This is a genomic window from Selenomonadales bacterium 4137-cl (assembly GCA_032334055.1).
Classification (GTDB): Bacteria; Bacillota; Negativicutes; order Sporomusales; family UBA7701; genus Anaeroselena; species Anaeroselena agilis.
Genome location: JAUOZS010000001.1, coordinates 1,107,794 through 1,122,108, shown reverse-complemented (window position 1 = coordinate 1,122,108; position 14,315 = coordinate 1,107,794). Strand labels below are relative to the sequence as shown.

Here is a 14,315-nt window from a genome sequence, read left to right as displayed (position 1 = left end):
AAACTTTTCAAGGAGGTTTTTCCAGGTCGCCCGCATAATAGTATAAATATAACACCGAAAAGGAGGGCTTATCATGAAAGGTAATCCCAAACTCATCGAAACCCTCAACTCGCTTCTCGCCGACGAACTGACGGCCATCAACCAGTACATCGTCCACTCCGAGATGTGCGCCAACTGGGGCTACAACAAACTCCACGACCAATTCGAGAAACGGGCTATCGGCGAAATGAAGCACGCCGAAATGCTTATCGCCCGTATTCTCTTCCTCGAAGGCACCCCCATCGTCACCAAACTCAACCCCATCCACATCGGCGCCGACATCCCCAAACAACTCGCCAACGATCACGCCGCCGAAGCGGAAGCCATCGCCGCCTACAACGCCGCCATCCAGCTCGCCGGCGAAGTCAACGACTTCGCCACCCGGGAAATCCTTGAGTCGATCCTCAAAGACGAAGACGAACATATCGACAAAATCGAGGAACTCCAAGACCAAGTCGGCCACATGACCCTGCCGATCTTCCTCACCACCCAAATATAACCCCCGCAAAAAAACTCCCGAAGCTCTGGCTTCGGGAGTTTTTTTGCGCCTCGGCCCTTTACCGGCGCAGCGTGAAACGGTGCGACGATGGCCGCCAGCCCTCGTGGCCGATAAAAATCCCGTCCGGATTCGCCTGCGCGCCGTCGACCATCAAGGTGAACGCCACATAGCTGCCGCCCGCCACCCGAAAATCCAGCCCGTCCATCGCTCCGGCCGTGCGGAACTGAAAACGGATCGTCTTCTTATCGTTGTCCAGCCGGTAATGATCCCCGTACTCCAGCTTCCTGCCATGCACCGCCGCAAAATGTCCGTCCGTTCTGATAGAACCGCTGAACGGCCTCGTCGACACCCGCGCATGAACACGCAGATGAAGCCCGTCGCCATCGTGCCAGATGAAATACCCCCGCTCCGCCCCCTGCCGCAGAGCCGCCGGCACCCCCTCCGCCGGCGCGTGCCATGCCAGCGCCGTCCCGCCCGCAAGCACCAGCGCCGCCACAAACGCCGCCACAACCAGCAATCTTTTCACACCCATCACCTCTCCGTTTTTTACCACTATCCTATACGCCGCAGCCGCATTTTAGTACGACCCGGCGGCCATCGACGAAAAAGCGCAAGGCCGCGCCGACCCATCCCTCCCCTGGATAATTAATCCAGTTGCAGGATAATCGTCCAAAACGTCGAATTAACTCGAAAACAGGCGCGTTCGTTCATTATCTACCCAATTTGTCGAAATATCGCCCGACACGGAGGCAAGAACATGCTCATCCCCCGTAACGCCATGCTCGCCGCCATCCTATGCCTCATCCTCGCCGCCGGCTGCTCCGGCCCGGGCAGCGGCCCGTCGCCCACCAAGCCCGCCGCTGACGCCAAACCGGCCGGAACCGGGCGGTTCATCGTCGCCGGCTCGGGCACCAACCTGCCCATAACCGTAAAACTCGCCGCCGCCTACAATAAAAAAGCGGGCAACACCGTTGTCGAAGTGCCGAAAAGCATCGGCACCAGCGGAGCAATCAAAGCCGTCCAGGAAGGCGCCCTCGAACTCGGCCTTGTCTCCCGCTCCCTCACCGCCGGTGAAAAAGCCTCCGGCCTCAACGAAATCCCCTACGCCAAAGTGGCCATCATCTTCGCCGCCCATCCGGACGTACCCGACAATGACGTCACGCTCGACGACATTGTCAGGATCCATCGCGGCGAGAAAACCGCCTGGAGCGACGGTCGGCCCATCATCGTCCTCATTCGCGGCCTTCACGACAGCTCCAACCTGACCCTCTTCAAGCTCATACCCGGCTTCGCCGACGCCATAAAGGACTCAGTTAGCCAGAAACGCTGGCAGGTAATGTATCACGACATCGACATGGCCAACAGCCTCCGCACCAAACAGGGCGCCTTCGGGCACACCGACTCCACCGAAATCAAAATCAACGGCGGCATCAAACCCCTCTCCATAAACGGCGTCGCTTCCACCGACGACAACATCAGAAGCGGCCGCTACCCCTACGTCAAACCCCTTTCCTTCATCTACAAAGGTACCCTTACCGAGCGCGCCAAAGCCTTCATCGCCTTCGTCGCCTCGCGCGAAGGTCAGGCCGTCATATCCGAAAACGGCGGCACACCGCCGCAATAGGTGAGGACCACGTGATAAACAAAATCGGCTTCTCCAGACAATTCGCCAACCGAATGCGCATCCTCGCGCTGATGACATGGCTCGTCATCAGCGTTGCCATGCCCGTCACCTACCTTACGCTAAGCTACGACGAACGCCATCAGGCCGCCGAACTGCGCGGCCGGCTGCTCGCCGAAACAATCAGGCTCGCCATTCACGACAACCCCGAACTCTGGTACTACGACATCCCGCGCTTCGTCGAAGTCGCCCACCGCTTCCCCGAAGCCGAGCCCATCGTCTCCTTCCGGGTCTATACAGACACCGGCCGGCTCGCCTACGAAGGCAAGCCGGGACCGGCGGCCATCCTCGACATGACCACCCGCACCACCATCAAATACAACAACCGCGTCTACGGCACCCTAGGAGTGTGTTGCAAAACCCATTGAAATCAAACCGGAGATTCCCTTGAAACCAGGGAAATCAAGGCCTGACGGCGAATTTACCTGTAGAGGTGAACGCCGTGTTAGGAAGCCAAGATAAACAGACCAGCTTATTGGATTTAGAAGCGTGGCTGGATGGTCCGCTGGTCGATCCCGATAGCATTTACGGACTGTTTGCCCGGTGGGGCGAGCGCCTCATCCGGGAAGAAGACTTTGCCGACCTGTACAGTGCCGTTGGCCGGCCTTCGGTTTCTCCGGCTCTGCTGTCGAAAGTGCTGTTGTTGATGTATCATGACAACGTTTCGGATCGGGAAGCGGAACAGCGCGCCCGCTATGACCTGCGCTGGAAAAAAGCGCTGGGTCTGGGCCTGAACGAAACGGGCTTCGACCATACGGCCCTGTGCCGGTTTCGTACCCGGCTGCTGCTCAATAAGCAACAGAAGCTGGTTTTTGAACGATTTGTCCGCCTCGCCAAAGAAACGGGGATCTTGAAGGACCGGGGACTGCAGATTCTTGACTCCACCCAGGTGCTGGGAGCGGGCGCTCTCCAGGACACCTACACCTTAATTAAAAAGGCCATCCAGAAGATGTTCGCCGTAAGCAGTCATGCCGGCGGTACGGCACGGGACCGGTTGAACGCCCTTTCTTTGTCCTTGGATTACAGCCAAAACGGCAAGGAGAAGATCCGGTGGGATGATGCTGAAGCCAGAACCCAGCTCCTCCGCCAGTTGGTCGGCGACGGTCGCGCCATCTTGGATGCGCTCAAGGGGGCCGAATTGACGGCGGACGAAAAGACGGCCATGGAACTCCTGGGTAATGTCACCGAGCAGGATATTGTCACCGATGACACCGGTATCCATCTCAAACAGGGCGTGGCTCCTGACCGCATTCTTTCGGTAACGGACCCGGACATGAGGCACGGACACAAAACCTCAAGCGGCAGGTTCAACGGCCATAAGAGCCAGATTCTCATGGACGAAGCCAGTGAACTTATTACCGGCATCGATATCACTGCCGGAAACCGGCCGGATGGCGAGTCGGTCGATCCCTTGTTGGCGGGAACCCTCGTCAAGCCTGGCAAGCTGCTCGGGGATACCGCGTACGGCACACTCGAAGCCCGCGATCAGATGGCTAAACATCAAGTAACGCCGGTGGCGCCGCTGCCAGGGGCTCACGCCCCGAAGAAACGGTTTGGCAAACAGGACTTTACCATCGATTTTGGGCAAGGAATCTGCTGGTGTCCGGCGGGAGAAATCACGGCCACGGTCCGGCATCGCAAGGGCGGCATTGATGTGTTTGTTTTCCCCAAAGCGACCTGCAACCGTTGTAAGTTCCGGGACCAGTGCACCCGTCACGGCAAGGGAAAGACGATTGAGCTGCATTCGCAGGAAGAGCGGCGGCGGGAGATTCTGGCCGAGATGGCCACAGAAGAATTCCGAACGCTGTACGTGAAGCGGGCCAAGGTGGAGCGAAAAGTGGCGCACCTGATTCGCAAAGGAATGCGTCAAGCCAGATATATAGGCAGAACCAAAACGCTCCTTCAGGTCGCGTTTACCGCAGCAGTGGTGAATATCAAACGGCTCTATACACTTACCCGGGACCAAGTCTGCCCATCGGTCGGGCTCCCAGCGGTCCTGGTGGGTCAGTAAGGGCCATAGGGGATAGAATCAAACGTTATTCTTTCCGGCATATCCCTAAATTGAGGTGACGGGCCGCCTTTTTAACCATGATGGGTACTCAATGGCCACAGTATACAGGGGTTTCGAAACACTCTCCTAGAAATCGTCGAAAGCATCGATCACCTCTTCCTCTCCTCCTTCCTCTCCCTGTGCGTCTTCACCCTCCTCGGCGCCGCCCTCGCCTACACCATCTACCGCTTTCCCCTGGGCATCGTCCTCGCCGCCGAGCGGAAAATCTTCGGCGTCGTCGACGAACTCGAACACTCCTGCGACGACCTGCGCCTGCTCGCCAACCGCGACGCCAAAACCCGCCTCTACAACACCGCCTACATGATGGACCAGATCGAAACCGAGATCAGCCAGGCTGCAGATGGCGGCGCCCCCTTCTCCCTCCTCATGTTCGACATCGACTACTTCAAAAAATACAACGACAAATACGGCCACATTCAGGGCGACGCCCTTCTAAGCCGGCTCGCCGAACTACTCGCTCGCCTCACCGGCAACCGCGACACCCTCGGTCGTTTCGGCGGCGAAGAATTCCTGCTCCTCATGCGCGGCGCCGGCCCGGACGAAGCCCGCGAAGCCGCCTTCCGCCTCCAGCGGGCCGTCTCCACCCACGGCTTCCCCGGCGAAGACAGCCAGCCCGGCGGCCGAATCACCGTCAGCGTCGGCATCGTCACCTACAAGTCCGGCATGACCGCCGAGCAACTGATCCACCATGCCGACAACGCCATGTACGCCGCCAAAGAAGCCGGCCGCAACCAGGTCTGCATCAGCGACGGCCACTCCTTCACCAAAGACGGCGACAAAATCATCCGCATCGCCGACATCGCCTTCGCCAACCAGTCCATCGGCCAGTTCCTCACAGAACTCGAAAACGCCTCCCGCCGTCAGATCCCCTCCGCCCATGTCGCCACCCTCATGAGCTTCCTCAAAGTCCTCGAAACCCATGAAAGCGACACCGCCCAGCACTCCCTCCTCGTCAACAAAATCGCCATATCCATCGGCCAAAACATGGGCCTGTCCGACCAAGAACTTCTCCAGCTCAACTGGGGCACCCTCCTCCACGACATCGGCAAACTCGCCATAGCCGACTCCCTCCTGCTCAAGCCCGGCAAACTGACCCCCGAAGAATACGAAGCCGTCAAGCTCCATCCCACCTTCGGCTACGATCTCCTCAAAAACAACAACCACCTCGACGCCGCCAACAAAATCATCCTCTACCACCACGAGCGCTGGGACGGCGAAGGCTACCCTTACGGCCTCAAAGGCACCCAGATACCCTTCCTCGCGCGCATCTGCGCCGTCGCCGACGCCGCTGCCGCCATGGCCGAAGACCGTCCCTACCGCAAAGCCCTCTCCCCCGCAGCCATCGTCGCCGAAATCCGCCGCAACGCCCAAACCCAATTCGACCCCGGCATCGTCGCCGTCTTCGGCATCCTCGCCTCCTGCGTCCTCCCAGCCGTCGCCGACGCACGCCGCATGCGGGAAATCAAAACGGTCCCCGGGGCCTGAGCCCACGGGGACCTGTCTTTATCCTTCCTCCTGCTAACACTGTGCCGAAAGGACTGAACCAACTTGTCAACGAAAACAATCCTGTCGCTCGTCCTCATCCTGCTGCTGCCCCTGGGAGGCGGCGCAGCGGCGACCGAAATGCCGCCCTCGGTCGCCCTCGACGGCTTCTGGTACTACAACGGATTCCTGGCGGACAAAACGCCCGGCGCCGGCTACACCGTCATCCCCGCCCAGCCAGTAGCCCTCCATGCCGACCGCGACGCCGCCAGCCGAATCGTCGGCACCCTGCCCCCGGGCAAAGAAGCCACCCTCCTCGCCCTCTGCTACATCGCCCATCCCGGTCTGCATCCCGTTACAATCAGGCAACCCCTATCCTCCCCCGACGGAACGAAAACCCTCCAACCGGGAGAAACGGTAGGCTACATATCCATATACGGCGGCGACGCCCTCGCCGTATATCACCGGGGCGAAATCATCGCCGTCGAGGCGCTGGGCGTCGAACTACCACCCAACCGCAAAGAAATCCGCGAAGCGGAAAACCAATGGCTCTACCTCTCCGACCGGCAGGGAACAAGCGGCTGGTGCCAATACGCGACCGACGGACACAGACACAACGCGCGCTGGCGCATCAACACCGCCGCCGCGGTCGGCGGCAGCGCCGACCTAAACCCGATCGTATTCGGCAACTTCCCCCAATTCCAGCGTCTCACGACGCTCCTCACTCAACAATAATACCGTGCTATAACAACCCGCTCACTTTTTCGTCGCCTTCACCACAACCCCCTTGCCGTCCAGCTCCACCTCCGTGCCGGCCTCATAAAGCAGCTTGGCGACAACGCCTGTCGCAAACTTATTATAACCGGGCAGCTTCGTGTCCTTGTCCAGCGTGCCAAAGAGCACCTCACCCTTCTCGTTCAGCTTCACCGGCTTCTTGCCCTTAAACTCCACATACCCCGGACAGGCAACGTTATCCTTGAAATTATCGTTCAACAACTGCTGCCAGCCCGCCGGCCGCAGAAAACTATCATCATTCAGCGTACAGCTCGCCAGCATCCCGTTCTTGTGAAAACTGATCTCGCCGTCGGCCACCAGAATATGATTCGAATAATCCAGCATGATGCTTTGGGCGGCCCCGGAGATCGTCCCGAAAACAACCTCGCCCCGGTCGTTGAACACGACCCGCGTATCGCCCTTGAAGGGCAGAATCCGGTAGCGCGGCCCCGAATCGACATACATCGGCACATACATATACGTCGGCGGCGTATACGACATCCTGGCGGCCCCCTCGGATTTACCCGTCTCGTACGGTAGGCTTATGTCTTCCGCCAAAGTCCCCTCCAGCACCTCGCCGTACTCGTTCAGCGTAACGACCGTCCCCTTCTTGAACATCGGAATCTCGCTCCGCTTGGCCACAATCACCCCCGGCGGCGTTATCCGCGTGTTCTCCTCCAGCGTCCTGGTAACCTGCGCCGCGTCGGCCCCCGCATTATTCCCCATAACCAGCAGAACCGCCAGCGCCGCGCCGGCCAGCACCCGTGAAAAAACAACTCTCACAACAACACCCCGTTCCCTTTTGATCGCCCGCCGCCGGAAAACTACTGATATAGCACCGGCGCGGACCGCTAACAATATATGTAAAATTCCACACATGGCATTTATCTCCTCCCTGTCACGCGCAAAAAACCCGCAGGCTCATTCGCCTGCGGGTTCCGTCTTTCTTATGGTGCGGTAGAGTGGATTTGAACCACCACGAGGTTGCCCCCGCCAGCCCCTCAAGCTGGTGCGTCTGCCGTTCCGCCACTACCGCATAGTTTGGAGGGTATTGAGGTTTGATGGTGCGGTCGAGTGGATTTGAACCACCACGAGGTTGCCCCCACTAGCTCCTGAGGCTAGCGCGTCTGCCGTTCCGCCACGACCGCGTATCATCATTGTGCCGCCGTTTTTGGCGACAAAATTATCTTACCACAAGCCCCAGTCTCAGTCAATACCTTGTCCACTACCTTTTTTTGGTCAACCCCCACTCGCGGGCGTTCCAGAGGTTGCCCGCCTGGGTCGGGTTCGGTTTATAGTTTACCACCGTATCGCGCACCGCGTCAACATTCGAACGGAAATAAAGCGGAATCACCGGCGCCTCCTGCGCGATCAGCTCCTGAATACGGAGATACGCCTGCCTCCTCGCCTCCACATCCACCAGCCGCGCCCCCTGTTCGATAAGGCCGTCCACCTCGGGATTGCGCCAACCGGCGTAATTCTGCCCCTGATACCTATTGCCCGCCGACGGGATATTGCGCGAATGCCACAGACTGGCGTTATCGGGATCGAGCCCCGCCACCCAGGCAAACATCGCCGCCTCGAAACGGCGGGATCGCAGCACGTCCCCGAAAAACACCGGCGCGTCCACCAGCCGAACGGTTGCCTCCACGCCCGCCTCTTTAAGCTGCTGCGCCACCTCGCGGGCCACCGCCTCCCGCGTCTTGTTCCCCGTCGTCGTCACCAGATTGAAAGCCAGGCGCTGTCCATCCCTGACATAAACCCCGTCCGTTCCCGGCTTGAAACCCGCCTGCTCCAACAGCTCCCTCGCCGCGCCAACATCGCGGGCCGGCGGCTTCAGCACCGGATTATACGCCCACGACAGCGGCGACTGATCGCCCACCGCCACGCTGGCCGCACCCTTCACCACACTATTCACGATCGCCTGCCGGTCGAGCGCCAGCGCAACCGCCCGCCGCACCCTCGCATCCTTGAAAAGCGCGTTATCCAGATTGAAGTCCAGATGCTCCCAGATCATATTCGGCGTCATCACCGCCCGGACCCCGCCCACCGCCTTCACCTGCTCCAGATTGGCGATGCCCACGTTGCTCACGATATCGACCTCGCCCGCCTTAAGCTGGGTAAGCATGATATTGCTGTCCGGAATGATCTTGTAAACAATGCTGTCCAGATTCGGGCGGCCCTTGAAATACGCCGGATTGGCCTCCAGCACGATCGCCTCCGCCAGACGCCACTCCTTAAACCTGAACGGCCCCGTCCCCACCGGCCCGCGGTTAAACGACGCCTTGCCGATATCCTCCGCGTTCGCCAGCAGATGCCGGGGAAGAATGGTCGTGAACAACGTCAGGTAAGGCGCGTAATACTGCCGGAACCGCACCACCACCGTATTGGCGTCCGGAGTATCCACCGCGCTTATCATATCATAGCCGTCGCGCGAAACCACATTCACCCGCCGGTTCATGATCGTCTCCCACGTAAACTTCACATCCGCGGACGTAAAAGGCGCCCCGTCGTGCCAGGTTACCCCCGGGCGCAGGCGATACGTCACCGTCAGACCATCCGGGCTTACGCCCCCGTTCCGCAGCGTCGGCACCTCGCTCGCCAGATCGGCCTGCCACTCGCCCTTATCGTTCACCTGCACCAGGCCGCTGAAAATCAGGCTGCCCACCTCGGCGGTCGCCACCAGATCGGAGAGCAGCGGGTTAAGCGTATTCGGCTCCAACAGACTGCCATAAATAAGCTGCCCGCCTGGCACCATCTTCGCCGGCGCGGGCGCCTCCGGCGCCCCTGGCTTTCCCGCCTTATCGCGCCCGCACCCCACGGCAAGCAGCGCAAATATCAATAATACCGCAACCCCTAATCTCCCGTACCTCAAAAACCCTACCTCCCCAAACAACTTCCCCCATCGTCTCCACCAAGCGGGCCATCCGAGGAACACCGCCGCGGACGACCCTAACAAACCGCTTCCCCCGTTACCTGCCGTATAGCAAGCGGTAATGCTCCCTCGCCGCCAGCACCTTCTTCACATACTCCCGCGTCTCCTTATACGGGATCCTGTCGATGTCGCGGAAACCGCGATCCCAGCCCAGCTGGCGCATCCACTGGCTCACGTTGCCGCGGCCGCCGTTATACGCCGCCAGCACCAGAATCTCGTTCTCCTTAAACTCCTTCTTCAGCGACGCCAGATACCACGCCCCGAAACGGATGCTCGTATCAGGGTTGTTGAGCATCCCGGGATAAAACCCCTCCTGCTCCACCTGGCTCGCCACCCACTGCCCCGTCTCGGGCATCATCTGCATAAGTCCCATCGCCCCCTTCGGTGAACGGGCGTTGACGATAAATTTGCTCTCTGTGCGGATAACGGCCGCAATCAGGAAAGGATCGACCTCATACTCGGTCGCATAGTAAAACACCTTTTCCCGGTAAGGGAAAGGATAAATATACTCCCGCTGGAACCAGTCGCTCTGGTACACGATAAAGCCGGCCGCCGCCGCCAGCACGGCGAGCAGCGCCAGCACGGCCAGGGTGGTCTTGCGCAACACAATCACTCCGTCATCCATGCTCCTTATAAACTATGTGCAGTACCACCGATTAATGTCGCCTATCTCACGCCGGCCGGCGCCAGGCCGCCGCCACCTGCGCGGCGGTGCTTTCCGGGGCGCCGCTGTTGTCGATAACGATATCGGCCCTGCGGGCCTTCTCCTCCAGGCTCATCTGGGCGGCGACACGAGCCGCCGCCTGCCCCTCCGTAAGGGAATCCCGCTCCATCAGACGTCTTAACTGAGTGGCCGCATCCACGTACACCACCCAAACCTCGTCCACATACGCGTCCCAGCCGGCCTCATACAAAAGCGGCACATCCAGCACCGCCGCCGCGCAGCCTTCCCGCTCCGCCGCCGCCAGCGCCTCTTTCGCCGCCGCCGTAATCCGCGGATGGGTAATGCCCTCCAGGACGGCCCGCGCCTTACTGTCGCCAAACACCAGCTCGCCGAGCTTCCTGCGGTCCAGCGAACCGTCGGCCAGCAGAATATCCCGGCCCAGCCAGGCGACGATCTCGTCTCTGGCCGGCCGGCCGGGCTCCACAACCTCGCGGGCGATAGCGTCGGCGTCGATCACCCGCGCCCCCAGCTCGCGCAGCATGCCGCTCACCGTGCTCTTGCCGCTGGCGATCCCGCCTGTCAGTCCGATCACGCGCACTCCCGTCTCCTCCTAGTGCTGGCAATGCGGGCAATAATGCGTGCCGCGCCCGGCCACCTCGGAGCGGGCGATTGGCGTGCCGCACACGCTGCACGCCTCGTTCTTCCGCCCGTATACCCTCAGGTGATGCTGGTTGCTGCCCTTCTGGCCCGCACCGTCGCGGTAATCGCGGAAAGTCGTCCCTCCATGCTCGATACCCTGGGCGATGACGGCGTTCACAGCCCCGTAAAGCCGCGCCGCCTCCTCGTCCGTCAGGCTGGCCGCCGGCCGCTCCGGTAGAATGCCCGCCAGCGCCAGCGCCTCATCCACATAAATGTTGCCCAGCCCGCCAATCAGCTTCTGATTGAGCAGCAGCCCCTTGATCGTCACCCGCCGGCCGGCCAGGCTCTCCCGGAAATACTCCGGCGTAAACTCCGGCGACAGCGGCTCGGGCCCCATGGTTGCCAGCCCCGAAATGCGCCACAGCTCGTCCGCCGGCAAAACATACAGCGTCCCCAGCGTGCGGCTGTCCGCGTACAGCAGCGCATCGCCGCCGTCCAGCGTGAAAACCACCCGCGTGAAACGGTCGGGCGGCGCCCCCGGCGCGACATGATAAAGTCGCCCCGTCATCCTCAGATGCACCACCATCACCTTATCGTTGTCCAGATGAAAAAGCAGATACTTGCCGCGGCGGTCCAGCCGCGTGACGACCGAACCCGTCACCGCCGCCCGGAACTCCTCCGGGGACGGCCACTTCACCAGCCGCGGCAGCAGCAGCTTCACATCAGCGATCAGTCGCCCCGTCACCTTATCCGTCAGCGTGCGGCGTATAGTCTCGACCTCCGGCATCTCCGGCATATAAATCCTCCGTCTACTTGGCTTCCGCCCAGTTTTTCCCGTACTTGACGTCGGTCGTCAACGGCACCGACAAGTCCACCGTGCCCTCCATCGCCTCGCGGACGATTTCCGCCACCTTATCCCGCTCCGCCGACGCCACCTCAAGCACCAGCTCGTCGTGGACCTGCAGCAGCACGCGACTCTTCATGGCGGCATCCCTCAGGCGGCCGGAAACCTCCACCATCGCCTTCTTGATCACATCCGCCGCCGTTCCCTGGATGGGCGTGTTCATCGCTGTCCGCTCGGCGAACGACCGCTGGTTGAAATTCGTGCTGTGGATCTCCGGCAGATAGCGTCGCCGCCCGAACAGCGTCGTCACATATCCCTTCTCGCGGGCATCCTCTATCATCGCGTCGATATAGCGCTTCACCCCCGGATAACGGGCGAAATAACTGTCGATATACTCGCCCGCCTCCTTGCGGCTTACGCCCAGCCCCTGCGACAGGCCGTAATCGCTGATGCCGTAAACGATGCCGAAATTCACCGCCTTGGCCCGCGAACGCATCAGCGGCGTCACCTCGGCCTCGCTCACCCCGAACACCTCGGCCGCCGTCGCCGTATGGATATCCTTGCCGACCCTGAAAGCCTCGATAAGCCCGGCGTCGCCCGACATATGGGCAAGAATCCTCAGCTCGATCTGCGAATAATCGGCTGACAGCAGCACGTCATAGCCCGCATCCGGCACGAACAGTTCGCGGATCTTGCGGCCCGCGTCGGTACGCACCGGGATATTCTGCAGATTGGGGTCGGAGCTCGACAGGCGGCCCGTCGCCGTCACCGTCTGGTTGAAGCTCGTGTGCACCCGGCCGCTCGCCGGATTCACCAGCGCCGCCATCCCGTCCAGATAAGTGGACTTCAGCTTCGTCAATATCCGGTACTCCAGCAGCTTATCGATCAGCGGGTGCTCGCCGGCCAGCTTCTCCAACACCTCGGCGTCGGTCGAATACCCCGTCTTCGTCTTCTTCTGCACTGGCAGCTTCAGCTTCTCGAACAAAATAACGCCGAGCTGCTTGGTCGAATTCACGTTGAACTCCTCGCCGGCGATCCGGTAGATATCGGCCAGCAGGCTGTCCACCTTGCGGCCGATCTCGCCCGCCATCGTCGCCAGACCGTCCGTATCCACCCTGATGCCGGTCTGCTCCATCACCGCCAGCACCTCCACCAGCGGCAGCTCGATATCGTAATACAGCCTGTCCGCGGCCGTCTCCTTAAGCAGCCCGTCCAGCACCGGCTTAAGCTCTCCCGCCGCCGTAGCCGCCCAGGCCGCGTAGTCGGGGTGGCTGCGCCACTCCTTCTCCGGCCAGGCGGCCGCCTTCCCCAGGTACCGCTCCGACAGCCCCGTCAGCGGGTAATCGCTCGCCGTCGGATCAAGGAGGTACGCGGCCAGAAAAACGTCGAACGCCAGCCCCGCCAGCGGCTTCCCGGCCGCCAGGCAGGCGCTCGTCAGTGTCTTGCCGTCATACGTTATCTTGCCCACATTTCCGTCGGCCAACAGGGCCAGCACCTCGTCCCAGCCCTCCGTTCCCGCCGGCACGAAAACCGCGCGGTCCCCCGCGGCCACGCCCAAGCCCGCGAACGCCACCGCCGGCACCTGGCCGCTCGTCACCGCGTGGCAGCGCAGCAGCCCCTCGCGGCGGACGGCGGCCACAAGCTCCGCAACCATCGACGGCTTGTCCGCCACCTGGGCCGCCGGCGGCGCGGCGGGTGCCGCTGCCTGCGCCGGTCCGGCCCCGGGGATTATCGTGTCAAGCTTCGCCAGCAGGCTCTTGAACTCGAACTTCGTAAACAGCTCCCGCACCTTCGCCGCATCGGGAGCCGGCGTATAATCCTCAGGCGCGTCCGGCAGCGGCATATTGCACTCGATCGTCGCCAGCTTCTTCGACAGCACCGCCAGCTCGGCGTTATCGCGCAGCTTCTCCTGCAGCTTCGCCCCCGGTACCTTGTCGATATTCGCCAGCACATTCTCCACCGACCCGAACTCCGCGATCAGCTTCGTGGCCGTCTTCTCGCCCACCCCCGGCACCCCGGGGATATTATCCGACGTGTCCCCCATCAGGCCCTTCAGGTCGACGACCTGCTCTGGCGTCACCCCGTACTGGGCGTACAGCGCCTCGTGGTCAAACAGCGCCATCTCCGAAATCCCCTTGCGGGTCAGCATCACCTTCGTCGCCGGGCCGATCAACTGCAACGCGTCGCGGTCGCCGGTCACGATGATGACCTCATAGCCGCCCGTCGCCGCCCGGCAGGCCAGCGTGCCGATGATATCGTCCGCCTCGAAGCCCGCCTCCTCCAGCACCGCGATCCCCATCGCCGCCAGCAGCTCGCGCACCAGCGGGAACTGCTCGGCCAGCTCGGTCGGCGTCGCCTTGCGCTGGGCCTTGTACTCGGCGTACTGCTCGTTCCTGAACGTCACCCGGCCCTTGTCGAACGCCACCGCCACCGCGTCCGGCTTCACGTCCGCCAGCAGCTTCACCAGCATCGTCGTGAACCCGTACGCCGCGTTCGTATACTGTCCGGCCGCCGTAGCCAGCAGCGGCAGCGCGTAAAACGCCCGGTGCACCAGGCTGCTGCCGTCGATTATCACAAACTTACCGGGCATATCGCCACCACCCTTGAATTCACGGCTGCCGACAAGGCCCCTTGGGACCTTCCCGGCAACCTTTAGTCTTTTTATTTCTTTAACTGTTATAGTATTG

Annotated in this window: 14 protein-coding genes and 2 tRNA genes; 6 read left to right on the top strand and 10 right to left on the bottom strand. The window is 61.4% G+C overall.

The genetic code is table 11. From position 1 onward, the window contains the following. The first annotated feature begins 73 nt into the window (after window positions 1–73). Entirely contained in the window at window positions 74–538 is a 465-nt protein-coding gene (bfr, locus tag Q4T40_05740; protein MDT8900740.1) for a bacterioferritin, read from the top strand. Window positions 539–596: 58 nt separating this feature from the next. On the opposite strand, the gene Q4T40_05735 is transcribed toward bfr, so the two are convergent. Then, window positions 597–1,064, bottom strand: a complete 468-nt coding sequence (locus tag Q4T40_05735) for a hypothetical protein (protein ID MDT8900739.1) — start codon at window positions 1,062–1,064, stop codon at window positions 597–599. 231 nt (window positions 1,065–1,295) lie between these two features. Between Q4T40_05735 and Q4T40_05730 the strand changes: the two genes are divergently transcribed. From Q4T40_05730 to Q4T40_05720, 3 genes are all read left to right on the top strand, one after another. After that, window positions 1,296–2,162, top strand: coding sequence for a substrate-binding domain-containing protein (locus Q4T40_05730; protein ID MDT8900738.1), 867 nt, complete (start codon window positions 1,296–1,298; stop codon window positions 2,160–2,162). An 11-nt stretch (window positions 2,163–2,173) separates the two neighbouring features. Next, window positions 2,174–2,587, top strand: coding sequence for a hypothetical protein (locus tag Q4T40_05725; protein MDT8900737.1), 414 nt, complete (start codon window positions 2,174–2,176; stop codon window positions 2,585–2,587). A 74-nt stretch (window positions 2,588–2,661) separates the two neighbouring features. Next, window positions 2,662–4,230: an IS1182 family transposase gene (locus Q4T40_05720; protein MDT8900736.1), complete on the top strand. Its 1,569-nt coding sequence runs from the start codon at window positions 2,662–2,664 to the stop codon at window positions 4,228–4,230. A 126-nt stretch (window positions 4,231–4,356) separates the two neighbouring features. Here the strand turns inward: Q4T40_05720 and Q4T40_05715 are convergent, their stop codons facing one another. Further along, window positions 4,357–4,524, bottom strand: a complete 168-nt coding sequence (locus Q4T40_05715; GenBank protein MDT8900735.1) for a hypothetical protein — start codon at window positions 4,522–4,524, stop codon at window positions 4,357–4,359. 18 nt (window positions 4,525–4,542) lie between these two features. Here Q4T40_05715 and Q4T40_05710 point away from each other — a divergent pair, with 18 nt between their 5' ends. Together Q4T40_05710 and Q4T40_05705 are read left to right on the top strand one after the other, a co-directional pair. Beyond that, entirely contained in the window at window positions 4,543–5,775 is a 1,233-nt protein-coding gene (locus tag Q4T40_05710; GenBank protein ID MDT8900734.1) for a diguanylate cyclase, read from the top strand. Between the two features lie 63 nt (window positions 5,776–5,838). Continuing rightward, window positions 5,839–6,507, top strand: a complete 669-nt coding sequence (locus Q4T40_05705; protein MDT8900733.1) for a hypothetical protein — start codon at window positions 5,839–5,841, stop codon at window positions 6,505–6,507. Window positions 6,508–6,528: 21 nt separating this feature from the next. Here Q4T40_05705 and Q4T40_05700 read toward each other — a convergent pair whose 3' ends face one another. The 8 genes from Q4T40_05700 to polA form a co-directional block, all read right to left on the bottom strand. Continuing rightward, window positions 6,529–7,329, bottom strand: coding sequence for a hypothetical protein (locus Q4T40_05700; protein ID MDT8900732.1), 801 nt, complete (start codon window positions 7,327–7,329; stop codon window positions 6,529–6,531). Between the two features lie 167 nt (window positions 7,330–7,496). Then, window positions 7,497–7,582 (bottom strand) — tRNA-Leu (locus Q4T40_05695). A gap of 26 nt (window positions 7,583–7,608) precedes the next feature. Continuing rightward, a tRNA-Leu gene (locus Q4T40_05690) sits at window positions 7,609–7,694 on the bottom strand. Window positions 7,695–7,771: 77 nt separating this feature from the next. Beyond that, window positions 7,772–9,388, bottom strand: coding sequence for a peptide ABC transporter substrate-binding protein (locus Q4T40_05685; protein ID MDT8900731.1), 1,617 nt, complete (start codon window positions 9,386–9,388; stop codon window positions 7,772–7,774). Between the two features lie 130 nt (window positions 9,389–9,518). After that, on the bottom strand, window positions 9,519–10,085 hold the full coding sequence (locus Q4T40_05680) for a lytic transglycosylase domain-containing protein (GenBank protein MDT8900730.1): 567 nt from the start codon (window positions 10,083–10,085) through the stop codon (window positions 9,519–9,521). A 67-nt stretch (window positions 10,086–10,152) separates the two neighbouring features. Then, window positions 10,153–10,743 carry a dephospho-CoA kinase gene (gene coaE / locus Q4T40_05675; protein MDT8900729.1) on the bottom strand — a complete coding sequence of 197 codons (591 nt, stop codon included), beginning with the start codon at window positions 10,741–10,743 and terminating at the stop codon, window positions 10,153–10,155. A 12-nt stretch (window positions 10,744–10,755) separates the two neighbouring features. Beyond that, entirely contained in the window at window positions 10,756–11,580 is an 825-nt protein-coding gene (gene mutM, locus Q4T40_05670) for a bifunctional DNA-formamidopyrimidine glycosylase/DNA-(apurinic or apyrimidinic site) lyase (GenBank protein ID MDT8900728.1), read from the bottom strand. 13 nt (window positions 11,581–11,593) lie between these two features. Next, complete coding sequence (gene polA / locus Q4T40_05665) at window positions 11,594–14,218, bottom strand: DNA polymerase I (protein ID MDT8900727.1); 2,625 nt, start codon at window positions 14,216–14,218, stop codon at window positions 11,594–11,596. Between the last annotated feature and the right edge of the window lie 97 nt (window positions 14,219–14,315).